Consider the following 24,365-nt stretch of genomic DNA (forward strand, 5'->3'; position numbering starts at 1 on the left):
GCCGGGGCGGACTCGTTCCGTCCCCCTGCGATGAATCGCGACGCGTCAGGTTGCGCGGAACATGCGACCGCGCTCGGCCCAGAAAATCGCGATGAACGCGAGGACCCCGCCGATGAGGAAGCCGATATAGAGCGGCACCGTGGTCCCGTCGAACGCCTGTCCGATCACCGCCCCGCCCAGCGCGCCCCCCAGCGTCGTCACGAACCCCTGGAGACTCGACGCGGTGCCGGCGATCTCGCCCATCCGCTCCATCGCCATCGCCGAGAAATTGGCGTTGGACAGGGCGATGAACAGCATCAGCAGCCCCTGGAGGATGCCGAAGGTCCAGAGCGATTCAGCCCCGCTCCACGCCACCGCCAAGTGCACCGCAGCGATCAGGATCACGCCGGCGAGCGCGGTGTGCGAGATGCGTCGCATCCCCAGCTTCATGACCAGGCGAGAATTGAGGAAGGCGCCGACCGCCATCATCCCCGCGACGGCGGCGAACATGATCGTCAGCAGCTTCGGACGGTGGAAGACATCGGCCATGACCTGCTGGATCGAGCCGATGAAGCCGAACATGCCGCCCGACAACAGGGTGATGGCCAGCGTGTAGCCGACGGCGGCGCGGTCGCGCACCACCAGTCCATAGTCGCGCAGGATGCGGCCGGCGCGCAGCGGCTGGCGCGCGGCGGGGTCCATCGTCTCCGGCATGCGCAGGTAGAACCAGACCAGCACCGCGCCCGCGCACAGCGCGACGCCCCAGAAGATCCAGCGCCACGAGGCGATCATCAGGATCAGCTCGCCGAAATTGGGGGCGATGATCGGCGCGGCCATGAAGACGATGAACGCCAGGCTCATCACCCGCGCCATCGCCCGGCCCGAATAACAGTCGCGCACCAGCGCGACGGTGACGACGCGCGCCCCCGCCGCCGCGGTGCCCATCGCCGCGCGCGAGATCAGCAACAGCTCGAAGCTGCCCGACACTGCCGCGACGGCGGAGGTGATGACATAGGCGCCCAGCGCAACCAGCAGCACCGGACGCCGCCCGAACCGGTCCGACAACGGCCCGTAGACGAGTTGCGCGAAGGCGAAGCCGAGCAGGAACGAGGTGATGACATATTGACGGTGATTGGGCTCGATCACGTCGAGGGTGGCACCGATCGCGGGCAGCGCCGGCAGCATCGAATCGATGCCGAGCGCGGTGAGCGCCATCATGCCCGCCACCAGCGACACGAATTCGGCGAAGCCGAGCGGTGCCCGGTTCGCGCGATCCGCGGAGAGAGTCGTCTGCTGGTCCATGGCGAGGCCAATGGCGGATCGGGGCGCCGACGTCACCCCCCTGATCGGTGAGATCCGACGTATCCGCGCCACAGCCAACTCGTCACCCCGGCCGCGGTGCCGGGATCGGCCGGGCGGCAGGTCCAGCGGATGATCAGGGATTTAGGATGGGGTGGACTCCGGCCCTGCGGCGGAGTGACGGGGAGGAAGTTGACGCGTTGCTGCCGCAGGTTTAGTGTATTGCCGTATCAACACACTAGCGCGAGATGCCCCCATGCGTCGTTCCCCGGTCGTCCTGCTCCCGCTCCTGCTGGCCGCGTGCGGAGGTTCGGGAAGCAACATCACCATCTCGGACAGCGAGGGCAATGTCGCGATCGTCACCGATGCCGAGGGGCGGACGCGGGTGAAGGCGCCCGGCGTCGGGATCAGCGCGAAGCTGCCGCAGTTCAAGATCGATGCGAAGGATTTCGACGTCAGCGGGATGAAGCTCTATCCCGGCACCACGATCCGCGACATCAACATCACCGCCGACACCGCCCGCAACGTGACCGGAAGCGACCGGGACCATGTCCAGCTGAGCTTCGACGCACCCGCCCCGCTGGCGACGGTCCAGGCCTGGTATCGCGACGCGATGGCGAAGCGCGGGTTCAAGGTCACGGCATCGGGCAACGGGCTGGCCGGAACGACCGACGAGGGCGAGCCGATCACGCTTCAGCTGGATGCGAACGGCGCGGACAAGTCGCGGGGGTCGCTCCGCATCGGGGCATGAGCGCCGCCGTGCTTGTCGCCGCGGGGCATCCGGCGCTATCTGCGGTGGCATAGCGACTCCCCCGGAGATAGATGTTGTCCGATACCATATTTGCCGAAGTCCCGCTGGTCTCGATGAAGGACCAGGATGCGGATCCCGACGGCTTCGCCCAGGCGTTCGGCGCCTCGTTCCAGCGCTTCGGCTTCGCAATGGTCAGCGATCACGGCGTGCCGCACGACCTGATCGAGCGCGCCTGGAAGGTGACCGCCGAATTCTTCGCGCTGCCCGAGGAGGAGAAGCGGCGCTATCATCTCGCGGGCGGCGGCGGCGCGCGCGGCTATACGCCGTACAAGACCGAGATCGCGAAGGGCGCCGAGCATGTCGACCTGAAGGAATTCTGGCATATCGGCCGCCCGCTGCCCGAGGGGCATCGCTTTGCCGACCTGATGGCGGCCAATATCTGGCCCGACCGGCCCGCCGACTTCCGCGACACCTTCATCGAGCTGTTCGAGGCGTTCGACCGGGCCGGCGACCGGCTGCTGTCGGCGATCGCGCGCTATCTGGAGCTGGCGCCCGACTGGTTTGACCCGGCGGTGAAGGACGGCAATTCGGTGCTGCGCCTGCTGCACTATCCGCCGGTGCCGGCGGACGCGCCGGAAGTGCGCGCCGGGGCGCATGAGGACATCAACCTGATCACCCTGTTGCTGGGGGCCGAGGAATCGGGGCTTCAGCTGCTGGACCGCAGCGGCGAGTGGCTGCCGGTCAAGCCGCCCGAGGGGGCGATGGTGGTCAATGTCGGCGACATGCTGCAGCGGCTGACCAACAATGTCCTGCCCTCGACCACGCACCGGGTCGTCAACCCGCCGGTCGAGCGCCGCGGCGTGCCGCGCTATTCGATGCCGTTCTTCCTGCATCCCGCGCCCGATTTCATGATCGAGACGCTGCCCGGCTGCATGGGCGCGGACCGGCCGAACCTGTATCCCCAGCCGATCAGCGCGCACGACTATCTGCACGAACGGCTGGTCGAGATCGGGCTGGTCAAGAAGTAAAGCTATCTTCCGTTCGCGCGGGCGGACGGGCTAGACACTCCGGCGGCGGGACGGGCACGGGGCCCGGGCCCGCCGCTTTTCACGACAGGATTGGGAACGACATGACCGAACCGCTTCGCGTTGCATTGGCTGGCCTTGGGACCGTGGGCGCGGGTGTCATCCGCCTCATCGACACCAATGGCGCGCTGATTGCGCGGCGTGCCGGTCGTCCGATCGAGGTCATCGCCGTCTCCGCACGCGACCGCAGCAAGGATCGCGGCATCGACATGAACCGCTTCGCCTGGGTCGACGATCCCACCGAGCTGGCGCGGCAGGCAGGCGCCGACGTCGTCGTCGAACTGATCGGCGGGTCCGACGGCCCTGCCCTGGCCCTGGCGCGCGCCACGTTGGGCGCGGGCAAGAGCTTCGTGACCGCGAACAAGGCGATGATCGCGCATCACGGGCTGGAGCTGGCGCGGGCGGCGGAAGGCGCGAACCTGGCGCTGAAGTTCGAGGCGGCGGTGGCCGGCGGCGTGCCGGTGATCAAGGGACTGCGCGAGGGCGCTGCGGCCAACGAGATCAGCCGGGTCTATGGCATCCTGAACGGGACGTGCAATTTCATCCTGTCGAAGATGGAGGCCGAGGGCCGCGACTTCGCCGACATCTTGAGCGAGGCGCAGCGGCTGGGCTTTGCCGAGGCCGATCCCAGCTTCGACATCGACGGCGTCGATGCGGCGCACAAGCTGTCGATCCTCGCCAGCCTGGCGTTCGGCACCCGGCCGGCGTTCGACGACGTGACGATCACCGGCATCCGCCACGTGATCGCGGCGGACATCGCGGAGGCAGCGTCGCTGGGCTATCGCGTCCGGCTGCTGGGCATCGCCGATGCCGGTGCAGGCGGCCTGTTCCAGCGCGTCCATCCGCACCTGGTGCCCGAAAGCCATCCGCTGGCGCATGTGACCGGGTCGACCAACGCGGTGGTGGCGGAAGGCAATTTCGTCGGCCGGCTGCTGTTCCAGGGTGCCGGTGCCGGTGACGGCCCGACCGCCAGCGCAGTCGTTGCAGACCTGATCGACATCGCGCGCGGCGAATTCGGCCCGCCCTATGCCATGCCGGCCGATGCACTGGCGGCGCAGCCGGCCTCGGACAGCGGCGAGCGCCGCGGCCGCGCCTATGTCCGCTTCACCGTGGCAGACCGGGTCGGCGTGCTGGCGGAGATCGCGGCGGCGATGCGCGATGCTGGCGTTTCGATCGAGAGCCTGATGCAGCGCGGCGCCAACCCCGACGGCAGCGTGCTGGTGGCGATCGTCACCCATGAAGGCCCGGAACGCGCCGTCGCCCATGCGCTGGAAAAGCTGCGCGGATCGTCGAGCCTGACCGGCGAGCCGATGTGGATGCATATCCTGGGGTGAGCCCCGACAGCGCGGCAGCGAGTCGGCGATACTGAAATCCTCTCCCCTCGCGGGAAAGGATTTCAGAGGACCTTGCGCGGATCCTAAGGTGCCAGGTCGCGCTGGACCATCTTGATGTTCTGGCCATTGGTGCTGACGGACACGCCGACCATGCCGCCGCACTGGGCGGTGAAGGCGCTCTGGCCGCAGGGGATGCGGCCATAATCCTTGGTCAGTTCGGCGGTCTGCAGCGGCACCGAATTTTCCGGGCGGGCGGAGAGGACCAGCGGCACGCGGTAGCGGTCGGCCTCCCGCCGCGCGCACACCACGATCTCGCCATCGTCACGGGTGGTCCGGCAAGGCGGATCGACTCCGATCACCTCGCGCGCGCGGGCGATGCCGGCGGCAAGATCGACGGGGCGATCGGGCGGACCCGCATCCTGCATCGCCAACAGAAGAATCATCGTCCACGACATGGCACGCCCTCCTTCCGTTACCGGAACGACTCGGGCGTGACATTCTCATGTGGCCGAAATGCGGACGGCCCCGCCCCGTCAGTCGACGCTGCTGCGCAACAGCGGCACGCCGCTGCTGGGGCAAACCGGAGCGCCGGTGGTGCCGCAGGCCATTTTCTGGCTGCTTTCGACCACGCGCTGCTTGAAGTCCGGCCGCGCGGCATCGTCATTCTCGATGCGATAGCGTGAATTGGGATCGGTGGATGCGCAGGTCAGGCCGACGCCGCAGGTCGCGGTGACCCGCAGCAGCGGCGCACGGCGGACCTGCGCCGTGCGGCCACGGACCCGCGGACGGGCCGAGCGGCGGGTGTTGATGGTGACGGGCCGGACACGCGGCGCATCCTGGACGATGGCGACCGGGGAAGCGACGCTTAGGGCAATGCCGAGCAGGAACATGGTCATATCTCTTTCTGTCGCCCCCCACTTTTGCCGTTCCAACGCCGCGTGACGGGGATGGTTGCCGACCGCGCTCGCCTCCCCTATCGCCGCGGACAACCAGAGCTGAGGGGTGTTCGATTCCATGACCGGTGACAGCAAGAATCTCGATCGCGTCCTCGTGCTCGAAATGGTCCGCGTGACCGAAGCCGCGGCGATCGCCGCATCGACGCTGATCGGGCGCGGCGACGAGAAGGCCGCCGATGCCGCGGCGGTCGAGGCGATGCGCGATGCGCTGAACAAGCTCTATCTCGACGGCACGGTCGTGATCGGCGAGGGCGAGCGCGACGAGGCGCCGATGCTGTTCATCGGCGAAAAGGTCGGCGCCGCCCAGGATGGCGGCCCCAAGATCGACATCGCACTCGATCCGCTGGAAGGCACGACGATCACCGCCAAGGCCGGCCCCAATGCGCTGGCGGTGCTGGCCGTCGCGGAGGAAGGCGGCCTGCTCAACGCGCCCGACGTCTATATGGAAAAGCTGGCGGTCGGCCCCGGCTACCCCGACGGCGTGATCGACCTGAACAAGACCCCGACCGAGAATATCCACGCGATCGCCAAGGCGAAGGGCGTGGCGCCGCACGAGATCATCGCCTGCGTGCTCGACCGCCCGCGTCACGAGAAGCTGATCGCCGAGCTGCGCCAGGTCGGTTGCGGCATCATGCTGATCCCCGACGGCGACGTCGCCGGCGTGATCGCCACGACCGATCCCGACACGACGATCGACGTCTATATGGGATCGGGCGGCGCGCCCGAGGGCGTGCTGGCCTGCGCGGCGCTGCGCTGCGTCGGCGGCCAGTTCAAGGGCCGGCTGGTGTTCCGCAACGACGACGAGCGCGCCCGCGCGCGCAAATGGGGGATCGAGGATCTCGACAAGGTCTATGACCTGACCGACCTGGCCAAGGGCGACTGCATCTTCGCGGCCACCGGCGTGACCGACGGATCGCTGCTGGAAGGCGTGAAGCGCCGCCCGGGCAAGATGACCACCGAGAGCGTCGTGATGCGCGCCAGCTCGGGCACGGTGCGCTGGGTCAAGGGCGAGCACCGGCTGTAACGGTATCGCACGGCAAGGGTTCGAAGAGGCCGCTCCCGCGGGGGCGGCCTTTTTCATGCGCGCTGCGGGCGGAGCGACGCCTTCGCGATGCTTGCCCGCGGGATCGCGCGCTCCTAACCCTGTGCGATCATCGATGCGGAGGATCGGATGCGTCACCTGTTGCTGGCCGGAGCTGCACTGTTCGCGAGTCCGATGTCGCCGATGGCCCCGCCCGCCGCCGCGCAGCAGACGGTGTCGCCGTTTGTCGCCGAAGAGGTGATGATCCCGATGCGCGACGGGGTGAAGCTGCGCACCGTCATCCTGCGCCCGCGCGACGCGACCGGCCCGCTGCCGATCCTGTTGAGCCGGACGCCGTATGGCGCCTCGAACGAGCCGCAGGGCGACTGGGCGGCGCTGGCGAAGGACGGCTATATCTTCGTCGACCAGGACATGCGCGGCCGCTTCGGGTCCGAGGGCGAGGGGTTCAGCCTGTCCACCGAGGTCAAGACGGGGAAGCAGGCGGTCGATGAAACCACGGACGCCTGGGACACGATCGACTGGCTGGTGAAGAATGTGAAGCCGAACAATGGCAAGGTCGGGATGTGGGGCGTATCCTATCCCGGCCTGACCGCCGCGATCGCGCTCGCCCGCCCGCACCCGGCACTGAAGGCGGCCAGCCCGCAGGCGGCATGGACCGACTACTGGATGAACGACGACCTGCATCGCTACGGCGCGATGCGGTTGACCTATGCGATCGACTGGCTGACCATCTTGCAATGGGACAAGACCGAGAATGCCGGCTTCCCGGGCTATGCCGGTGCGATCGACACCTATAGCTGGTTCCTGAAGGCCGGATCGCCCGACGAGATCGAGAAACGCTATTTCCAGGGGCGCGTCCCCCGGCTGCGCGAGATGATCGAGCATCCCGACTATGACGAGTTCTGGAAGAAGCAACGCTGGGCCGAGACGCTGAAGCGCACCGGCGTGCCGACGCTGAACGTCGCCGGAAGCTATGACCAGGAGGACCCCTGGGGCAGCTGGCAGATTTATTACCGCCAGCAGAAGGACGACCCCGACAATCTGGCGCAGATGGTGCTGGGGCCGTGGAATCACGGCGGGTGGCGCGGTCCGATCAGCCGGCTGGGCCGCATCCCCTATCCCGGCGACAGCGGCACGTCGTTCATGACCGAGATCGAGGCGCCGTTCTTCGCCTACTGGCTGCACGGCAAGGGCACGAAGCCCGATTACGAGGTGAAGAGTTTCCAGAGCGGCAGCTGGCAGTGGCGGACCTATCCGGCGTGGCCGGTGCCGCAGGCGCAGGCGACGCCGCTCTATCTGCATGCCGACGGCAGCGCATCGTTCACCGCGCCCGCACAGGGCGAGGCGTGTCGCGACTATGTGTCCGATCCCGCCAACCCGGTGCCCAACCGGGCGCGCCCGGTGTCGGTCACCTATCCGCGCCCCGAATGGCAATGGTGGGAGTCGGAGGACCAGCGGTTCGTCGACGGTCGGCCCGACGTGCTGAGCTGGACGACCGCGCCGCTGGACGCGGACATGACGGTCACCGGCGCGATCGCCGCCAAGCTGATGGCGTCGACCAGCGGCACCGACAGCGATTTCATCGTCAAGCTGATCGACGTGTTTCCCGACGATTATACGCGCAGCGTGCCGTCCGATCTGGGCGGCTATACGCGGCAGCTGAACGGCTATCAGCTGCCAATCGCGATGGAGGTTCGCCGCGGCCGCTATCTGAAGAGCTTCGAGACGCCGCAGCCGCTGGTGCCGGACCAGGTCGTCGCCTGGGACGTGCCGCTGCGCGACCATGACCATGTGTTCCGCAAGGGGCACCGGATCATGGTGCAGGTCCAGTCGAGCTGGTTCCCGGTGATCGACCGCAACCCGCAGCGCTTCGTGCCGAACATCTACAAGGCGGCGCCCGCCGATTATGTGAAGGCGACGCAGCGGGTATGCGCGGGCAGCGCGGTGACGCTGCCCGTGATACGCTGAAGATCGCTCAGTTCTTCAGACGATAGCCGGTGCGGAAGATCACCGCGATCACCGCGGTGCACAGGATCAGGAAGGCGGCGGTGAAGCCGAGGCTCAGCGCCGGGCTGACGTCGCCGACGCCGAAGAAGCTCCAGCGAAAGCCGCTGACCAGATAGACGACCGGGTTGAACAGGCTGACCGTATGCCAGGGCTCGGGCAGCATATCGATCGAGTAGAAGGCACCGCCCAGGAATGTGAGCGGCGTGACCAGCAGCGCGGGCACGAAGTTGAGCTGTTCGAAGCCCTTGGCCCAGACGCCGATGATGAATCCCAGCATCGAGAAGGTGATCGAGGTCAGCAGCAGGAAGGCGACCATCGCGAGCGGATGATCGATCCTGAGATCGACGAAATAGGTCGAGGTCAGCAGGATGATGATCCCGATCACCACCGACTTGGTCGCAGCCGCGCCGACATAGCCGACCACCAGCTCGAACGCCGAGATCGGCGCCGACAGCAGCTCGAACACCGTGCCGGTGAATTTCGGGAAGTAGATGCCGATCGACGCATTCGAGATGCTCTGGGTCAGCAGCGTCAGCATGATCAGGCCGGGGACCAGGAAGGCACCATATTCGACGCCGCCGATCGTCTCCATCCGGCTGCCGATCGCGCCGCCGAAGACGATGAAATAGAGCGAGGTGGTGATGACCGGGGTCGCGACGCTCTGCCACAGGGTGCGCAGCGTGCGCGCCATTTCGAAGCGGTAGATTGCCCAGATGCCGCGCAGATTGATGCCGTTCATGCTGCGGCTCCTTCCTCGCGATGCGCGACGATGTCGACGAAGATGTCCTCCAGGCTCGACTTGGACGTGTCGAGATCCTTGAAGCCGATATCGAGCTCGGCAAGCTTGCGCAGCAGCGACGGGATGCCGGTGCGTTCGGCCTGCGCATCGAAGGTGTAGCGGAGCCGGTGGCCCTCATCCTCGAGCGAGAGGTGCCATTCGGCGAGTTCCGGCGGGATCGCGCGCATCGGCTCGACCAGCGACAGGTCGAGCTCGCGCTTGCCCAGCTTCTTCATCAGGTCGGCCTTTTCCTCGACCAGCAGCAGCTTGCCCCGGTTGATGACCCCCACCCGGTCGGCCATCTCCTCGGCCTCCTCGATATAATGGGTCGTCAGGATGATCGTGGTGCCGCGGTCGCGCAGGCCCAGCACCAGCTTCCACATGTCGCGGCGCAGCGACACGTCGACGCCCGCAGTGGGCTCGTCGAGGAACAGGATGTCGGGTTCGTGGCTGAGCGCCTTGGCGATCAGCACGCGGCGCTTCATGCCGCCCGACAGCTCCATGATCTTGGCATCGCGCTTGTCCCACAGCGACAGGTCCTTGAGCAGCTGGTCGGTATAGGCGCGGTCGGGTGCCTTGCCGAACAGGCCGCGGCTGAAGCGCGTCGTCGCGTTCACCGTCTCGAACATGTCGACCGCAAGTTCCTGGGGCACCAGGCCGATCTTGCTGCGCGCCGGACGCGCCTCGCGAATGGCATCATGGCCATCGACCAGGATCGTGCCGGTACTGGGGCGCACGATCCCGCAGATGATGTTGATCAGCGTCGTCTTGCCGGCGCCGTTGGGGCCCAGCAGCGCGAAAATCTCGCCCCGCCGGATATCGAGATCGACATGGTCGAGCGCCTTGTGCCCGGACGCATAGGTCTTGGACACCTGACGGAGGGAGAGAATGGAATCCATGGAAGCACCCGGAAGGAGAGGTGCCTTAACTAGGGAGCAGACGCGTAACGAACAAGCGGCGAGTTAGGAAAACTAACCCAAATAACCATGGTCCGCCCGACCGGTCAGGCCTTTTTGTCGCGCGCCTTCTTCACCGCGTCCGCCAGGACCGAATATTCGACATAGCCTGGGATGACCGTGTCCCCGATCACCCACACCGGCGTGCCGCGCCCGCCGATGCTGGCGGCAAGCTTGTGGTTGTTCGCAATCTCGGCGTCGACGGCGGGTGTCGCCATCACCCGGGCCGCACGCGCCTTGTCGAGGCCGACGCCGGTGGCGGCAGAGGCGATGGACGCCTCGTCGAGCTGGCCATTGGCGTAGAGCGCCTCGTGAAAGGCGCGGAACTTGCCCTGTTCGGCCGCAGCCAGCGCCCAGCGCGCGGCCGACACGCTGGCGTCGCCCAGCACCGGATATTCGCGGTAGACGATCCGCACCTTGGGATCGTTGGCGACCAGCTTCGCCAGCGATGGCAGGCTGGCGCGGCAATAGCCGCAGGCATAGTCGAGAAAGGCGACCACGGTCACGTCGCCGTTCGGATTGCCCCATTCGGCGCCGGCGAACGGCGTCTCGAACGCCTTGCGGTTCGGCGAGATCGCCTTGGCATATTCGCGCTCCTGGAGCTTCTCCATCGCCTCGGGAAGCACCTCGGGATGTTCGAGCAGATAGGCGCGGATCGCCTCGCCCCCACCGTCGGCATGCTCACCGGTGGCGAGATGCTGCGCCCCGAAGGAAACGAGGCCGCCCAGGATGGCGGCGAGAAAGAAGCTCCCGGACAGGAGCCAGGGATTGCGCAGGATCGGATTTGTCATTGGGGGGCGGTACTCATGGTCAGGCGGCGCTTGCCGTTCTTCGCTTCTTCCATCGCGGTCTGCGACACCATCATGATGTCCTGGGCGCGAACCCAGTCGGGCGAGCCGGTAGGCAGCCCGCCCATTGCGCGGCGGGCGCTCATGAAGGCGACGCCGGGGTCACCGGTCAGGCTGGCGCGCTCGGCAGTGGCGAGCGCGACGCGCGGCTCGTCGCCCTTGCGCTCGAACACCATGCCCAGCTGGAACCAGGCATAGGGATTTTCGCGGTCGCGAGCGAGCGCCTGGCGCAGCACGCGCTCGGCCTCGGCCAGGTTGGCGCTGTTATCGGTCGCGACCAGGGCATGGCCGAAGGTCGAGGCGATCAGCGGCTGGAACCCGGTCTTCTCGGTCGCCTTGCGCAGCGGCACCAGCGCGCCGGCCGGATCGCCCGACTCAAGCAATATCTGCCCCTCCAGCTCGAGGAAGAAGGGATCCTCGGGCTGTGCCGCGACCAGTGCCATCGTCTCGGCCCGGGCCTGATCGGGATAGCCCGACCGGTGATAGGCATAGGCGCGGGCATAATGGGCGTAGATCGACGTGTCGGTCGTCGGATAGCGCTGCAGCGTCGTCTTGGGCTCGTTGACATAGCCGCGCAGCTTGGCCTGGACGCGCTTGAAGCGGATGTCGAGCTGCGGGTCGGTCGGCTTGCCCCAGGCAGGCGATTTCTGGAGATCGTCGGTCAGCGTGCGCAGGCGCTCCCCCGACATCGGGTGGCTGCGGGCAAAGGGATCGACCTCGGGATTGTTGCTGTAATAGCCGTAGCTGAACTCCATGTTCTGGAGCTTCTTGAAGAATTCCAGCATCCCCTGGCCGTTGATCCCGGCGGTGGTGAGGAAGCGCGCCCCGGCGGCGTCGGCCGAGCTTTCCTGGCTGCGCGAAAAGGCGAGATAGCGGCCGATCGCGGCGCGCTGGCCTGCCATCAGGATGCCCATGCCCGCATCGGGCGCGCCCGCCGCGACGGCGGCAAGGCCCAGGGCAAGGCTGAGCAGCGACACCGTGCCATAGCCGCCGTCCCGCTGAAGCACGGCGTGACCGCCGACGACGTGCCCGAGCTCGTGTGCGATGACGCCAAGGACTTCGTTGATGTTGTCGGCCTTGTCGAGCAGGCCGGTGTGAATATAGACCGCCTGGCCACCCGCGACGAAGGCGTTGATCGAATTGTCCTGGATCAGGACGAACCGGACGTCGCTGGGCCGGAGCCCGGCCGCCCTGACGATCGGGGCGGCGGCCTCGTTCAGCATCATTTCCGTCTCGGCATCGCGCAGCATGATCTGCGCCGAGGCCGAACGGATCGACATGCCGAACAGGCAGAGGGCGGCGAACGCCACTGCCACGGCATGGAGGAGATTGCGGTTCATGCGGGGCATCATCGTCCCAATTTCCCTTGCCCGCAACGGTTGCGCGTCAGGGCGCGCTGTGCGGCGGGGCGAATGAACCCGCGGTGACTGGCCCCGCCCGGGCGATCGCTCGCCGGGCGGGGCCGATCATCGGTCAGGCCCCGAAGGTGCGCTGCCACCAGCCACGGCGCGGCGTGGCTTCGTCGCCCTCGGGCGCGGCGTCGCCTTCGCCCGAAGCCTGGTCGGCGGCGGGTGCCGCAGGTGCCGTCTGGGCGGGCGCTTCCGCTGCTGCCTCAGCAACCACGGGGGCTTCCTCCGCAGCCGCCTCGGCTGCCGGCGCCTTCTTGCGGGTCCGCGGCTTCTTCGGCTTCACCGGTGCCTCTTCGGCCGCGGGTGCGGCCTCGGCGGCGGGCGCCTCGACGGCAGGCGCTTCCACTGCGGGAGCGTCGGCGGCAACCGCCTTCTTCCGGCTGCGGGTCCGCTTCGGCTTCTCCTCGGCGACCGGCTCGGGCGCAGGGGCCTCGACGGCCTCCGCCGCGGGCGCTTCCTCGGCAACCGGCTCGGCCTTCTTGCGGCTGCGGGTCCGCTTCGGCTTGGGCGCCTCGGCTTCCGGCGCAGGTGCTTCCTCGACGGCCTCGGCAACGGGCTCGGCCTCGGCCGGAACCGCTGCGACCGGGGCATCGGCTTCCGCCTCGCCCTGATCTTCACCCTCGGTCACCGAATCGGCGCCGTTGCGACGGCCACCGCGGCGGCCGCGACGACGGCGCTTGCGACCATTTTCGCCCTCGCCTTCCTCGGCCGCAGCCTGTGCCTCGACCTCGGTCTCGACCGCATCGACGATCTCGGTCTCGGCATCCGCCTCGCCTTCGCCGGACTCGGCATCGCCGTCCGCGGACTCTTCGCCCTCGGCGACGTCCTGGCCGTCCTCGTCACGTCCCCGACCGCGGCGGCCGCGACGGCGGCGGCGGCGCTTGCGGCCGGCCTCGTCGCCCTCGCCACGCTCGCTGCGATCGCGCTGCTCGCGGCGTGGACGCTCCTCGGCCTCGGCCTCTGCCTCGACTTCCTCGTCCTCGACTTCCTCTTCCTCGATCTCGTCGAAATCGTCCTCGGGATCCTCGATCAGGACGACGGGGCGCGGCGCGCGGATCGGCGGCGGGCCCGATGCCTCGACCATCATGCGCGCCCCCTCGAGCTCGCCGTCCGGCGCGACTTCGACGGTGACGCCGTAGCGCTCCTCGATCTCGGCCAGTTCGGCGCGCTTGCGGTTCAGCACATAGAAGGCGGCCTCCTGGCTGGCGCGCAGCAACAGCTGCGAGCCGCGGCCGCGGGCGGCCTCGTCCTCGATCATGCGCAGTGCCGAAAGCCCGGCCGACGATGCGGTGCGCACCAGGCCGGTGCCCTCGCAATGCGGGCACTGGCGGGTCGATGCCTCGAGCACGCCGGTGCGCAGGCGCTGGCGGCTCATCTCCATCAGGCCGAAGGCGCTGATCCGGCCGACCTGGATGCGGGCGCGATCATTCTTCAGCGCCTCCTTCATCGCCTTCTCGACCTTACGGACATTGGATCCGTGATCCATGTCGATGAAGTCGATGACGACGAGGCCGGCCATGTCGCGCAGGCGCAGCTGGCGGGCGATCTCGTGCGCGGCCTCGAGATTGGTCGCGGTCGCGGTCTGCTCGATCGAATGCTCGCGCGTCGACCGGCCCGAGTTGATGTCGATCGACACCAGCGCCTCGGTCGGGTTGATGACCAGATAGCCGCCCGACTTCAGCTGGACGACGGGGTTGTACATCGCGGCGAGCTGGTCCTCGACCCCGGCGCGCTGGAACAGCGGCACCGTGTCGGCATAGTGCTTCACCCGGCGCGCATGGCTGGGCATCAGCAGCCGCATGAAGTCCTTGGCCTGGCGATAGCCGTCCTCGCCCTCGACGATGACCTCGTCGATGTCCTTGTTGTAGATGTCGCGGATCGCCCGCTTCATCAGGTCGCTGTCGCCATAGACGAGCGCGGGCGCAGCCGATTGCAGCGTCTTCTCGCGGATCTCGTCCCACAGGCGGGCGAGATAGTCGAAGTCGCGCTTGATCTCGGTCTTGGTGCGCTGAAGCCCTGCGGTGCGGACGATGCAGCCCATCGACGGCGGCAGCTTCAGGTCGGTCATGATCGACTTCAGCCGCTTGCGATCCGCGGACGAACTGATCTTGCGGCTGATCCCGCCGCCATGGGCGGTGTTGGGCATCAGCACGCAATAGCGGCCGGCGAGCGACAGATAGGTGGTCAGCGCCGCGCCCTTGTTGCCGCGCTCTTCCTTGACGACCTGGACCAGCAGCACCTGGCGACGGCGGATGACGTCTTGGATCTTGTAGCGGCGACGCAGCGCCATGCGGCGCGCGCGCATCGCGTCGGCCGGGCTCTCGCCGCGATCGCCCTTGCGTCCGCGACGACGGCCACGGCCACGGCCGTTCTCGGTCCCTTCCTCGCCGCCGGTCTCCCCCTCGTCGGATGCATCGGCATCGCCGTCGGCGTCGCCTTCGTCGCCATCCTCATGATCATGATCGTGATCGTCGTCGTCGACCGGACGCTCGAGCACCTCGACGGCGCCGTCCTCGTCATGATCGTCGTCTTCCTCGGCGCGCAGCGCGGCTTCCTCGGCGGCGTGCTCGGCTTCCTCGCGCAGCAGGGCTTCGCGATCTTCCTTCGGAATCTGGTAATAGTCGGGATGGATTTCGCTGAAGGCCAGGAACCCGTGGCGGTTGCCGCCATAATCGACGAACGCCGCCTGGAGCGACGGTTCGACCCGGGTCACCTTGGCCAGATAGATATTGCCCTTGAGCTGCTTTCGCTCGGCGGACTCGAAATCAAACTCCTCGATTCGGTTCCCTTTGACGACGGCCACGCGGGTTTCCTCCCGGTGGCGCGCGTCGATCAGCATACGCATTGTCATTGAATAGTCTCCGGGCGCGCCAGGCCTCGGCTCCTCGAAGACGGAGAGCGGGCGCGCGACATGCAAAACGGACGCATCCGGCAGAACGGCCGGGACGCGTCACGCGGTTTTCGAAAATTGCCTCTGCTGCCGTGGCACGTCCGGGCTCCTGGCCCGGAAACTCCGCCGCCGTCGCGCTGCCGAGGGCGAGGCCCTGGGGGTGCGAACGGTGGGGAAAGTGCCTCATTACAGCGTCAACCTGAATTTCACGACCATGTGGTCGTGGACATAGGCCGGAACAAGCCCGGCGTTCGATCGGACTAGCAGCCCTTGTCAGATGCAGCAACCGAAACACCTGCGTCACGACAATTTGTTACGCGCGCGCCGACGACTCCGCCCGCGAAGATGCGATCCTCGACAGTTGCGCCGGGATTAACCCTGTCGATTTACCAGCATTTGAGAGGCCCTGGTCCAGTCCATCCGCAACACGGGGCTTTCGGGAAGAGCGGACGACATGGATTTGGACTGGACCCTTCGCCCGTGCACGCGGCATATCGCGCGGGTGTTCGTGTTCCTTGCCCTCCTCGCCAGCTGGCTGACCGGCGCGCCGAGCTGGGCGGGCGCGGTCCAGGATGTCCGGATCCGCGGGGACCAGGTCGTCATCCGCTTCAACGAGCCGGTCCGCCAGGCAAGCGCCTTCATGCTGGCAGGCCCGAATCGCATCGCGGTGGATGTGGCCGGGGCGACGCCTGGGCACAGCCAGGCGGCGGGGGGCGCGGTCTCCTCGATCCGCCAGGGCTCCCCCGACGGCAGCACCGCGCGCATCGTGCTCGACCTGGCGCAGCCGGCGATCGTGTCGGAGGGCAGTTTCGGCCAGAACGGCCGGACGCTGACGCTCGCGCTGCGCACCGTCGACGAGGTGCGCTTCGCCCGCGCCGCGGCGGAAGGCCGGATGCAGTTCCTGCCGCCGTTCAGCTATTTCCAGCCTCCGGTCGCGCGCGATGCGAGCTATCGCACGCGGGTCGCCGCCCCGCCCCGCGCGGTACCGATGCGCCTGCCGCGAGTGGAGGGTGCAGACCGGAGCCGGCCGCTGGTGGTGATCGACGCCGGCCATGGCGGGCACGATCCCGGGGCAATCTCGCCCGACGGCGCACTTCGCGAGAAGGACGTCACGCTGAAGATCGCGCTGGCGATCCGCGACGCGCTGATCGCGTCGGGCAAGTTCCGGGTCGCGCTGACCCGCAGCGACGACCGCTACCTGGTCCATCGCGAGCGGTTCGGCATAGCCCGCAGCCTGGGCGCCGACCTGTTCATCTCGGTCCATTGCGACAGCGCCGGCAACCCCCAGGCATCGGGCGCCACCGTCTATACCCTGTCGGAAACCGCGTCGGACAAGGAAGCGGCACGGCTCGCCGCGCGCGAGAACAAATCGGACATCCTGGCCGGAGTCGATCTGGGCAGCACCAATTCGGACATCTCGTCGATCCTGATCGACCTCACCCAGCGCGAGACGATGAACGCGTCGGCCGGCTTCGCCCGCCTGCTGGGCCGCGAGGCCGGTCCGCTGATCCCGGTGCGCGACAATTATCATCGCTTCGCATCGCTGCTGGTGCTGAAGGCGCCCGACCTGCCCTCGGTCCTGTTCGAGACCGGCTATATCTCGAACGAGGCCGATGCGCGCTTCCTCGCCTCCCCCGAGGGACAAAAGAAAGTGGCGCAGGCGGTGACGCGCGCGCTGAGCATTCATTTCGCCACGCGCAACGCCGCCCGGATCGCAGCGCGCTGAGCCCGGGCCGGCGCGGACGCCTTGGCGACGGGATCGCGACTTCCGCCGCAACGCGGCTGGAAACATGCGCAAATCCTGCTAGACCCCGCATCCCATGGCTGACGCGGACCGCACCAAAGTCAATTTCCGTATCAAGCGCGAGATCGGCGGGATCAAGGGCTGGTACCTGAGCGTGCATAATCGCTGGTGGTTTCGCACCATCGCGATCCTGGCGCTGCTTGCCGGCATCTTCTGGTTCCTGGTGTGGCTGCTGATCGCCCGGCACCTGCCCTCGGTCGAGACGCTGAAAAGCTATGAGCCGCCGCTGCCGACCTATGTCCGCTCGGTCCAGGGCACGCCGATCCACAGCTATGCGCGCGAACGCCGCGTCCAGCTGAGCTATGCCGAATATCCCAAGCCGCTGGTGAACGCTTTCCTGGCGGCCGAGGACCGGACCTTCTTCCAGCATCACGGCGTCGACTATCCCGGCATCGCCTCGGCGATCTTTCGCAACCTGACCAGCAACGGCCGCCAGGTCGGTGCGTCGACGATCACCCAGCAGGTCGCCAAGAACCTGCTGGTCGGCAACGAGGTGAGCTATGCGCGCAAGGTGCGCGAGGCGATCCTGGCGTGGCGGATCGAGGACACGCTGAGCAAGGAACAGATTCTCGAGCTGTACCTCAACTCGATCGAGCTGGGCCGCAATGCGGGCGGCGTCGATGCGGCGAGCCATGCCTATTTCGGCAAGGAACTGAAGCAGCTGAGCCTGGCGCAGATGGCCTATCTGGCGATCCTGCCCAAGGGGCCGGCCAATTACGATCCGGACCGCAATACCCAGCGGGCGCTGGACCGGCGCAACTGGGTACTGGGCGGGATGCTGCGCAACGGCTTCATCACTCAGGCGCAGCATGACGAGGCCGTCCGCGAGCCCCTGGGGACCATCCCGCGCCAGACCCCGAAATTCGAGCGCGTCGGCGGCTATTTCGTCGAGGAAGTGCGCCGCCAGCTGATCGACAAGTTCGGCGAGACGGCGGAGAACGGCCCGAACAGCGTGTATGCAGGCGGGCTGTGGGTGCGCACGTCGCTGGACCCGAAGCTCCAGGAATATGCGCAGAAGGCGCTGCGCGACGGCCTGCTGAAATATGATCGCGGACGCGGCTGGTCCGGTCCGATCGGCAAGGCGGAGATCCGCGGCGACAATTGGCGTCAGGCGCTGCTGAACACCAATATCGGCGTCGATTACGAGGACTGGCGCGCCGCGATCGCGATCGCCCGGTCGGACGACGGCTGGCAGATCGGGTTCGACGACGGCAGCACCGGGACGATGCCGCGCAGCGCGGCGACGATGCCGGTGCGCGGCAAGGGCGGCGAGGCCTATGGTGCGATCCAGCCCGGCGACATCGTCGCGGTGGCGCCGCAGGGCGGCAGCTTCGCGCTGCGCAGCGTTCCCAAGGTTTCGGGCGGCATGGTCGTCGAGGATCCGCGTACCGGCCGCGTTCTGGCGATGCAGGGCGGATTCGATTCGCGCCTCCAGTCGTTCAACCGCGCCACCCAGGCGCAGCGCCAGCCGGGATCGACGATCAAGCCGCTGGTCTATGCCGCCGCGCTGGAACAGGGGATGACGCCCGCCTCGATCGTGGTCGATGGGCCGTTCTGCGTGTGGCAGAGCGCGGCACTGGGCAACAAGTGCTTCCGCAATTTCGGCGGCTCGGCAGGCGCAGGCCCCAAGACGATGCGCTGGGGCCTGGAACAGTCGCGCAATCTGATGACGGTGCAGATCGCCAACCAGGTCGGGATGGACCATGTCGTCGACCTGATCCAGCGCATCGGCGTCAGCAAGAAGAAGACCGCCCCCTATCTCAGCTATGCGCTGGGCGCCGGCGAGACGACCGTGCTGCGCATGGTCAACGCCTATTCGATCCTGGTGAACAATGGCCGCGCGCTCAATCCGTCGCTGATCGACTTCGTCCAGAACCGCCGGGGCCAGGTGGTGTGGCCGGACAATTGGCGCGCCTGTGACGGGTGCAACATGCCCGACTGGGACGGCAAGCCGATGCCGCGCCCGGTCAGCCGCGCCCGCCAGGTCGTCGACCCGATCAGCGCCTATCAGATGGTGCACATCGCGGAGGGCGTGATCCAGCGCGGCACCGCAACTGTGCTGCGCGATCTCAACCGGCCGCTGATGGGCAAGACCGGCACGACGTCCGGCCCGACCGACGTGTGGTTCGTCGGCGGATCGCCGCAGATGATCGCCGGCCTCTATATCGGCTACGACACACCGACCAACCTGGGCGGCTATGCCCAGGGCGGGTCGATCGCCGCGCCGATCTACAAGCAGTTCGCGATTCCCGCCTTCGAGGGTGTCGAGCCCCTGCCCTTCATCGCGCCCAAGGGCGTCCGGATGGTTCGGATCGACCGGGCGAGCGGGAAGCGGGTCTATGCCGGCTGGCCGACCAGCGACCCCAAGGCCAGCATCATCTGGGAAGCGTTCAAGCCGCAGAATGACGACGAGTTGCGCCGCAACCGGCGTGAGGAAGGCGAGAAGGACGCGCCCAAGGCGGTGAAGAAGACCGAGCGGCGCGAGCGGCGACAGGACGACAGCGACTTCTTGCAACGCCAGGGCGGAATCTACTAGCCGCCCGACTTCGTCCCTATATCTACCGTTTGCGGTGCCGCCGGACCCCGGCGCGGCCCCGGACAAGTTTCTGGAGTGAACTGAATGCGTGCCGAAGCGCAGGCAAATGTCGACAAGATCAACGCCGCGCTCGCCCTGCTGCGCCGCTTCCTCGACTGGGACCGCGCGCTGCGCCGGCTGGACGAGCTGAACGCGCGCGTCGAGGACCCGACGCTGTGGAACGACGCCAAGGCGGCACAGGACGTGATGCGCGAGCGCCGTCGGCTGGACGAGGCGATCACCGCGACGCGGGCGATCGAGAGCGAGCTGAACGACACGGTCGAGCTGATCGAGCTGGCCGAAGCCGAGGGCGACGAGGCGCTGGCGATCGAGGGCACGACGGCGCTGGTCGAGCTGGCCGAACGCGCCGAGGCCGACAAGGTCAAGGCGCTGCTGTCGGGCGAGGCCGATGCCAACGACACCTATATCGAGATCAATTCGGGCGCGGGCGGGACCGAGAGCCAGGATTGGGCGGAAATGCTGCAGCGGATGTATTCGCGCTGGGCGGAGCGTCACGGCTACAAGGTCGAGCTGGTCGACTATCATGCCGGCGAGCAGGCCGGGATCAAGTCGGCGACGCTGCTGATCAAGGGCGAGAACGCCTATGGCTATGCCAAGACCGAGAGCGGCGTCCACCGCCTGGTCCGCATCAGCCCCTATGACAGCTCGGCCCGGCGCCACACCAGCTTCTCGTCGGTATGGGTCTATCCGGTGATCGACGACAACATCAACATCGAGATCAACGAGAGCGAGCTGCGCATCGACACCTACCGCGCATCGGGTGCGGGCGGACAGCACATCAACACGACCGACTCGGCGGTGCGCATCACCCACTTGCCGACCAACATCGTCGTGCAGTGCCAGAACCAGCGATCGCAGCACAAGAATCGCGCCGAGGCGTTCAACCAGCTGCGCGCGCGCCTGTACGAACGCGAGCTTGCCGAGCGCGAGGCCGCGGCGAACGCACAGAATGCGACCAAGACCGATATCGGCTGGGGCCACCAGATCCGCTCCTATGTCCTGCAACCCTATCAGCTGGTGAAGGACCTGCGCACCGGGGTGACCTCCACCGCACCGTCGGACGTGCTCGACGGCGCGGTCGACCCGTTCATGGCGGCCGCGCTGTCGCAGCGCGTGACCGGCGAGACGGTCGATGTGGAGGATGTCGATTGATCGTCCGTGCGGCCGTCCTGTCGCTGGCGATGTTCGCGCTGGCCGGCTGTGACGGCCGGTCGCGCGCGCCCAAAAAGGCGGACGAGCCCAAGTACGGCTTCCCCGCCGCGGACCGCCCGGTGGCATCGATCATCTCGTCGCGCTGGTCGACCGAGGAGGCCCGCGACCGGCTGAACGAGGCCGAGACGGTGATGGACCGCGCGGGGATCAAGAAGGGCATGACCGTCGCCGATATCGGCGCTGGCGAAGGCTATTACACCGTTCGCCTTGCCAGCCGGGTCGGCGACGACGGGCGCGTGCTGGCCGAGGATATCGTGCCGGAGGTTCGCGACGCGCTGGCCACCCGCGTGGCGCGCGAGCGGCTGGACAATGTCAGCGTGCGGCTGGGCCTGCCCGCCGACCCGCGGTTGCCCGAGGCGAGCTTCGACCGCGTGTTCATGGTTCACATGTATCACGAGATCGCGTCGCCCTATGAGTTCCTGTGGCGGATGCGGCCGTCGCTGCGCCCCGGGGGACAGGTAATCGTGGTCGATGGCGACCGTCCGACCCAGGACCACGGCACCCCGGCAGAGCTGCTGAAATGCGAGTTCGCCGCGGTCGGATATGTCCAAGTGTCGCTCCAGCGCATGCCGTCGGCCGGCGGCTATCTGGCGATCTTCGAGGCGCAGGGCGAGCGCCCCGAGCCGCAGACGATCAAGGCCTGCCGTAACCCGGCAACCCCGACGCCCAAGAGCTGATCGCGGCGACGCCCGAGACGTCGACAGCCGCATGGACATGCGCGCTTGGCGGGTGTGTCCCGCGCGGCTAGGCTGACGCGATGCGTCAATATCTCGACCTGATGGCCCGCGCGCTGAACGACGGCGCCGAGCAGATGGACCGCACCGGTACCGGCACCCGATCGGTGTTCGGGCACCAGATGCGGTTCGACCTTCGCGAAGGCTTCCCGCTGGTCACGACCAAGAAGCTGCACCTGCGATCGATCATCGTCGAACTGCTGTGGTTCCTGCGCGGCGATACCAACGTCCAGTGGCTGCGCGACCGCAAATGCTCGATCTGGGACGAATGGGCCGACGAGAATGGCGATCTGGGCCCCGTCTATGGCAAGCAGTGGCGTGACTGGGAGACGGCCGACGGGCGCCATATCGACCAGATCGCCGAGCTGCTCGACACGATCCGGACCAATCCGGGATCGCGCCGGATGGTCGTGTCCGCCTGGAATCCGGGCGACCTGCACGCGATGGCGCTGGCCCCTTGCCACTGCCTGTTCCAGACCCATGTCGCCAATGGCCGGCTGAGCCTGCAGCTGTATCAGCGCTCCGCCGACATCTTCCTGGGCGTGCCGTTCAATATCGCCAGCTATGCGCTGCTGACCCATTTGCTGGCGCAGCAGGCCGGGCTGGACGTGGGCGACTTCATCTGGACCGGCGGCGACTGCCACCTCTATTCCAATCATCTGGACCAGGCGCGCGAGCAATTGTCGCGCGAGCCGGGCCCGCTGCCGCGGCTCGAGATCCTGCGCAAGCCGGCGTCGATCGACGCCTATGACTATGAGGATTTCGCGATCCACGACTATGTCGCGCAGGCGCATATCAAGGCGCCGGTGGCGGTATAGGCTGACAGATTCCCCTCCCTGGAAGGGAGGGGTCAGGGGTGGGTCGCTCTCGGTTTGTCGATACGGTCGACGTTGCGAGTCCCTCGGGCCTACCCACCCCCAGCCCCTCCCTTCCAGGGCGGGGAGCAGGTTGCGCAATTGGTTGAACGGGTGATCCCGGCACGAGGATTTGAATGCAGACCATCACCTTCCACCTCGCGCGCGCGGCCAATGGCGTGATCGGCCGCGACGGCCAGCTGCCGTGGCGGCTGCCGGCCGACCTCAAGCGGTTCAAGGCGCAGACCATGGGGAAGCCGATGGTGATGGGGCGCAAGACGTTCGAGAGCTTCCCCAGCCCACTGCCCGGCCGACGCCATATCGTGCTGACGCGCGACGCCTGCTGGTCGGCGGAAGGGGCGGAAGTGGCGCACGACGTCGACGGCGCGCTTGCCCTGGCCGGGCCGGGCGAGATCGCGGTGATCGGCGGGGCCGAGATCTTCGACCTGTTCCTGTCGCGCGCGGCTGCGGTCGAGCTGACCGAGGTCCATCTCGATGCCGAGGGCGACGCGACCGTTGCCGGATTCGAGTCGCTTGCCTGGCGCGAAGTCTCGCGCGAGGATCATGCAAGCGAAGAGGGCCGACCGGCCTACAGCTTCGTGAGGCTGGAACGCCGGAGGGGATAGTCGTGCGCAAATGGCCGTGGATCGCGGGCGGGGTGATCGCGCTGGGGGCGATCGGATTCTTCGGTGTCGCGCCCGCCTATGTGGAATCGACGATGAACATCGTCACCCCTTCGCCCTTGCCCAGGATCGACGATGCGACGCGCAGGCTTCACGCCAGCCTGCAGATCGCGGACATGCATGCCGACACGCTGATGTGGCGGCGCGACCTGCTGTCGCGCAGCGGGCGCGGCCAGGTCGATCTGCCGCGGCTGATCGAGGGCAATGTCGCGCTGCAGGTCTTCTCCTCGGTGACCAAGACGCCCAAGGGCCAGAATTACGACGCCAACACCGGTGACACCGACAACATCACGCTGCTGACCGTCGCCCAGCTTCAGCCGGTGCGGACCTGGTCGTCGCTGCTCGAACGATCGCTGTGGCATGCGCAGAAGCTCGACCGTGCCGCGGCGAATTCCGACGGCAGGTTGCGCGTGCTCCGGACGCCGGCCGATCTCGACCACCTGCTGGCCGCGCGCGGCACGGGCGCCAGGATCGTCGGCGGGATGCTGTCGATCGAAGGGCTGCAGGATCTGGAGGGCCGGATCGACAATCTCGACCGGCTGCATGCGGCGGGGTTCCGCATGGCGGGGCTTGCGCATTTCTTCGACAACGACGTCGCGGGATCGATGCACGGGGTCGCCAAGGGCGGGCTGACGCCGCTGGGCTTCCAGATACTGGCCCGGATGGAACGGATCGGCATGATCGTCGATGTGGCGCATTCGAGTCACGCGGCGCTCGCGGACATCCTGCGCGTGGCGAAACGGCCGGTGGTATCCAGCCATGGCGGCGTCCAGGCGACCTGCAAGGTCAACCGCAACCTGACCGACGACGAGATTCGCGGGATCGCGCGCACCGGTGGCGTGATCGGCATCGGCTATTGGGATGCGGCGGTGTGCGGCACCCGGCCGGAGGACGTCGTGCGGGCGATCCTGCACGTCCGCGCCGTGGTGGGCATCGACCATGTCGGGCTCGGCTCCGACTATGACGGCGCGGTGACCACCGGCTGGGACTCGTCGCAGCTGGTCGCGATCACCCAGGCGCTGGTGAATGCCGGGATGGGTCCCGACGAGATCCGCAAGGTGATGGGCGGCAATGTGCTGCGCGTGATCCGCGCGGGAATCGCGCCGGCGTCCTGAGACGCCGTCTGAGCATGCGCCTATCGGCGCATG

Annotated in this window: 20 protein-coding genes; 12 read left to right on the plus strand and 8 right to left on the minus strand. The window is 67.6% G+C overall.

Going from position 1 to position 24,365, the window contains the following annotated elements; genetic code table 11:
• Positions 1–45: 45 nt before the first annotated feature.
• Positions 46–1,281, minus strand: a complete 1,236-nt coding sequence (locus TPR58_RS00205) for a multidrug effflux MFS transporter (protein ID WP_346244581.1) — start codon at positions 1,279–1,281, stop codon at positions 46–48.
• 253 nt (positions 1,282–1,534) lie between these two features.
• Between TPR58_RS00205 and TPR58_RS00210 the strand changes: the two genes are divergently transcribed.
• The 3 genes from TPR58_RS00210 (at position 1,535) to TPR58_RS00220 (ending at position 4,448) form a co-directional block, all read left to right on the plus strand.
• On the plus strand, positions 1,535–2,029 hold the full coding sequence (locus tag TPR58_RS00210) for a hypothetical protein (protein ID WP_346244582.1): 495 nt from the start codon (positions 1,535–1,537) through the stop codon (positions 2,027–2,029).
• Between the two features lie 71 nt (positions 2,030–2,100).
• Positions 2,101–3,057, plus strand: a complete 957-nt coding sequence (locus TPR58_RS00215) for an isopenicillin N synthase family dioxygenase (RefSeq protein WP_428835674.1) — start codon at positions 2,101–2,103, stop codon at positions 3,055–3,057.
• Between the two features lie 101 nt (positions 3,058–3,158).
• On the plus strand, positions 3,159–4,448 hold the full coding sequence (locus tag TPR58_RS00220) for a homoserine dehydrogenase (RefSeq protein WP_346244584.1): 1,290 nt from the start codon (positions 3,159–3,161) through the stop codon (positions 4,446–4,448).
• Positions 4,449–4,531: 83 nt separating this feature from the next.
• On the opposite strand, the gene TPR58_RS00225 is transcribed toward TPR58_RS00220, so the two are convergent.
• Both TPR58_RS00225 and TPR58_RS00230 read right to left on the minus strand, forming a co-directional pair.
• Positions 4,532–4,903: a hypothetical protein gene (locus TPR58_RS00225; RefSeq protein WP_346244585.1), complete on the minus strand. Its 372-nt coding sequence runs from the start codon at positions 4,901–4,903 to the stop codon at positions 4,532–4,534.
• Positions 4,904–4,981: 78 nt separating this feature from the next.
• Entirely contained in the window at positions 4,982–5,344 is a 363-nt protein-coding gene (locus TPR58_RS00230) for a hypothetical protein (protein WP_346244586.1), read from the minus strand.
• A 118-nt stretch (positions 5,345–5,462) separates the two neighbouring features.
• Here TPR58_RS00230 and glpX point away from each other — a divergent pair, with 118 nt between their 5' ends.
• Complete coding sequence (gene glpX, locus TPR58_RS00235; protein WP_346244587.1) at positions 5,463–6,428, plus strand: class II fructose-bisphosphatase; 966 nt, start codon at positions 5,463–5,465, stop codon at positions 6,426–6,428.
• Positions 6,429–6,575: 147 nt separating this feature from the next.
• On the plus strand, positions 6,576–8,414 hold the full coding sequence (locus TPR58_RS00240) for a CocE/NonD family hydrolase (RefSeq protein ID WP_346244588.1): 1,839 nt from the start codon (positions 6,576–6,578) through the stop codon (positions 8,412–8,414).
• A 7-nt stretch (positions 8,415–8,421) separates the two neighbouring features.
• Here the strand turns inward: TPR58_RS00240 and TPR58_RS00245 are convergent, their stop codons facing one another.
• The 5 genes from TPR58_RS00245 to TPR58_RS00265 all read right to left on the minus strand — a co-directional run bounded on the left by TPR58_RS00245 (position 8,422) and on the right by TPR58_RS00265 (position 15,295).
• Complete coding sequence (locus TPR58_RS00245; protein ID WP_346244589.1) at positions 8,422–9,192, minus strand: ABC transporter permease; 771 nt, start codon at positions 9,190–9,192, stop codon at positions 8,422–8,424.
• Positions 9,189–10,130: an ABC transporter ATP-binding protein gene (locus TPR58_RS00250; RefSeq protein ID WP_346244590.1), complete on the minus strand. Its 942-nt coding sequence runs from the start codon at positions 10,128–10,130 to the stop codon at positions 9,189–9,191. Before TPR58_RS00250 ends, TPR58_RS00245 begins: the two co-directional genes overlap by 4 nt.
• Positions 10,131–10,234: 104 nt before the next feature.
• Positions 10,235–10,978, minus strand: a complete 744-nt coding sequence (locus TPR58_RS00255) for a DsbA family protein (RefSeq protein ID WP_346244592.1) — start codon at positions 10,976–10,978, stop codon at positions 10,235–10,237.
• Entirely contained in the window at positions 10,975–12,375 is a 1,401-nt protein-coding gene (locus tag TPR58_RS00260; RefSeq protein WP_346244593.1) for a M48 family metalloprotease, read from the minus strand. The genes TPR58_RS00255 and TPR58_RS00260 overlap by 4 nt, the downstream gene beginning before the upstream one ends.
• Positions 12,376–12,508: 133 nt before the next feature.
• Entirely contained in the window at positions 12,509–15,295 is a 2,787-nt protein-coding gene (locus TPR58_RS00265; RefSeq protein WP_346244594.1) for an Rne/Rng family ribonuclease, read from the minus strand.
• A gap of 493 nt (positions 15,296–15,788) precedes the next feature.
• Here TPR58_RS00265 and TPR58_RS00270 point away from each other — a divergent pair, with 493 nt between their 5' ends.
• The 7 genes from TPR58_RS00270 (at position 15,789) to TPR58_RS00300 (ending at position 24,332) form a co-directional block, all read left to right on the plus strand.
• Entirely contained in the window at positions 15,789–17,060 is a 1,272-nt protein-coding gene (locus TPR58_RS00270; RefSeq protein ID WP_346244595.1) for an N-acetylmuramoyl-L-alanine amidase, read from the plus strand.
• 94 nt (positions 17,061–17,154) lie between these two features.
• Positions 17,155–19,674, plus strand: coding sequence for a penicillin-binding protein 1A (locus TPR58_RS00275; protein WP_346244596.1), 2,520 nt, complete (start codon positions 17,155–17,157; stop codon positions 19,672–19,674).
• Positions 19,675–19,758: 84 nt separating this feature from the next.
• Positions 19,759–20,886: a peptide chain release factor 2 gene (prfB, locus tag TPR58_RS00280; RefSeq protein WP_346244597.1), complete on the plus strand. Its 1,128-nt coding sequence runs from the start codon at positions 19,759–19,761 to the stop codon at positions 20,884–20,886.
• A gap of 29 nt (positions 20,887–20,915) precedes the next feature.
• Positions 20,916–21,623: a class I SAM-dependent methyltransferase gene (locus TPR58_RS00285; protein ID WP_346245104.1), complete on the plus strand. Its 708-nt coding sequence runs from the start codon at positions 20,916–20,918 to the stop codon at positions 21,621–21,623.
• An 80-nt stretch (positions 21,624–21,703) separates the two neighbouring features.
• Positions 21,704–22,498 carry a thymidylate synthase gene (locus tag TPR58_RS00290; protein ID WP_346244598.1) on the plus strand — a complete coding sequence of 265 codons (795 nt, stop codon included), beginning with the start codon at positions 21,704–21,706 and terminating at the stop codon, positions 22,496–22,498.
• 173 nt (positions 22,499–22,671) lie between these two features.
• On the plus strand, positions 22,672–23,160 hold the full coding sequence (locus TPR58_RS00295) for a dihydrofolate reductase (RefSeq protein WP_346244599.1): 489 nt from the start codon (positions 22,672–22,674) through the stop codon (positions 23,158–23,160).
• 2 nt (positions 23,161–23,162) lie between these two features.
• Positions 23,163–24,332 carry a dipeptidase gene (locus TPR58_RS00300; protein WP_346244600.1) on the plus strand — a complete coding sequence of 390 codons (1,170 nt, stop codon included), beginning with the start codon at positions 23,163–23,165 and terminating at the stop codon, positions 24,330–24,332.
• Positions 24,333–24,365: the final 33 nt, after the last annotated feature.

Source organism: Sphingomonas rustica, assembly GCF_039652585.1.
Lineage (GTDB): Bacteria > Pseudomonadota > Alphaproteobacteria > Sphingomonadales > Sphingomonadaceae > Sphingomonas > Sphingomonas rustica.

Excerpts from the sequence above, each read along its gene's own strand:
- TPR58_RS00205 (WP_346244581.1), bottom strand. The coding sequence starts at position 1,281 with ATGGACCAGCAGACGACTCTCTCCGCGGATCGCGCGAACCGGGCACCG.
- TPR58_RS00210 (WP_346244582.1), top strand. The coding sequence starts at position 1,535 with ATGCGTCGTTCCCCGGTCGTCCTGCTCCCGCTCCTGCTGGCCGCGTGC.
- TPR58_RS00215 (WP_428835674.1), top strand. The coding sequence starts at position 2,101 with ATGTTGTCCGATACCATATTTGCCGAAGTCCCGCTGGTCTCGATGAAG.
- TPR58_RS00220 (WP_346244584.1), top strand. The coding sequence starts at position 3,159 with ATGACCGAACCGCTTCGCGTTGCATTGGCTGGCCTTGGGACCGTGGGC.
- TPR58_RS00225 (WP_346244585.1), bottom strand. The coding sequence starts at position 4,903 with ATGTCGTGGACGATGATTCTTCTGTTGGCGATGCAGGATGCGGGTCCG.
- TPR58_RS00230 (WP_346244586.1), bottom strand. The coding sequence starts at position 5,344 with ATGACCATGTTCCTGCTCGGCATTGCCCTAAGCGTCGCTTCCCCGGTC.
- glpX (WP_346244587.1), top strand. The coding sequence starts at position 5,463 with ATGACCGGTGACAGCAAGAATCTCGATCGCGTCCTCGTGCTCGAAATG.
- TPR58_RS00240 (WP_346244588.1), top strand. The coding sequence starts at position 6,576 with ATGCGTCACCTGTTGCTGGCCGGAGCTGCACTGTTCGCGAGTCCGATG.
- TPR58_RS00245 (WP_346244589.1), bottom strand. The coding sequence starts at position 9,192 with ATGAACGGCATCAATCTGCGCGGCATCTGGGCAATCTACCGCTTCGAA.
- TPR58_RS00250 (WP_346244590.1), bottom strand. The coding sequence starts at position 10,130 with ATGGATTCCATTCTCTCCCTCCGTCAGGTGTCCAAGACCTATGCGTCC.
- TPR58_RS00255 (WP_346244592.1), bottom strand. The coding sequence starts at position 10,978 with ATGACAAATCCGATCCTGCGCAATCCCTGGCTCCTGTCCGGGAGCTTC.
- TPR58_RS00260 (WP_346244593.1), bottom strand. The coding sequence starts at position 12,375 with ATGAACCGCAATCTCCTCCATGCCGTGGCAGTGGCGTTCGCCGCCCTC.
- TPR58_RS00265 (WP_346244594.1), bottom strand. The coding sequence starts at position 15,295 with ATGACAATGCGTATGCTGATCGACGCGCGCCACCGGGAGGAAACCCGC.
- TPR58_RS00270 (WP_346244595.1), top strand. The coding sequence starts at position 15,789 with ATGGATTTGGACTGGACCCTTCGCCCGTGCACGCGGCATATCGCGCGG.
- TPR58_RS00275 (WP_346244596.1), top strand. The coding sequence starts at position 17,155 with ATGGCTGACGCGGACCGCACCAAAGTCAATTTCCGTATCAAGCGCGAG.
- prfB (WP_346244597.1), top strand. The coding sequence starts at position 19,759 with ATGCGTGCCGAAGCGCAGGCAAATGTCGACAAGATCAACGCCGCGCTC.
- TPR58_RS00285 (WP_346245104.1), top strand. The coding sequence starts at position 20,916 with ATGTTCGCGCTGGCCGGCTGTGACGGCCGGTCGCGCGCGCCCAAAAAG.
- TPR58_RS00290 (WP_346244598.1), top strand. The coding sequence starts at position 21,704 with ATGCGTCAATATCTCGACCTGATGGCCCGCGCGCTGAACGACGGCGCC.
- TPR58_RS00295 (WP_346244599.1), top strand. The coding sequence starts at position 22,672 with ATGCAGACCATCACCTTCCACCTCGCGCGCGCGGCCAATGGCGTGATC.